The organism is Neisseria sp. P0021.S007 (assembly GCF_051956855.1).
Genome location: NZ_JBQCXA010000723.1, coordinates 1 through 620 on the forward strand (window position 1 = coordinate 1; position 620 = coordinate 620).

A 620-nucleotide genomic window follows, 5' to 3' on the forward strand; every position below is an offset into this window, starting at 1 on the left:
GATATATCCTTTCTCTATCTATCAATACTGTCTGAAAATGATTTTGGATAGTTTGACACTACACGAAGATTTTAACCTTTGTGTATTATTCTATATGGCAATCCATTTTTTGTTCTCAGCTCATATCCGGTTTCATCTTTTGCAGACCAATGGATATACTTGTAACGGATCTTCCGTACCTGTTGCGGTGAGTAATACTTACTCAGTTCAAAATTGTACCTTTTTGCCCAGGAATCTTGGGATGCCTTCTGTATATCATAAGGCAATTTGTTAAGCAGTTCGATAATTTCCGGAAAGTGGGAAGCCTCTCTATGTTTTATCCGATTCCTGTTAAATACAATAACCTTATCACTGCAGTGCGTTTCCACAATCAAGCGCATAATCTTGAATGCAACGCGGGCATAATCATTAGGTATTATATTCTTACGTATTGCTTCCATCGTTTCTGGAGTTTTTTGCGTCCCCCCAAAATCACCTTCATAAGTCTTACTTTTTACCCAATGAATATCATCTTCTTTAAAGAAACCTTGCTCTTGAAACCATTTTTTCATACCTAGAAAATTTTTCTTAACCGGAAACGGTTTTTTTTGCGCTTCGGATTGATAGCTTCCACCAACATC

1 protein-coding gene is annotated in these 620 nt (G+C 36.8%); it reads right to left on the reverse strand.

Going from position 1 to position 620, the window contains the following annotated elements:
- Positions 1–71: 71 nt before the first annotated feature.
- Positions 72–620 (reverse strand): hypothetical protein (locus tag ACTHUR_RS15605; RefSeq protein ID WP_440399550.1); only part of this gene is annotated, 549 nt, incomplete at its 5' end.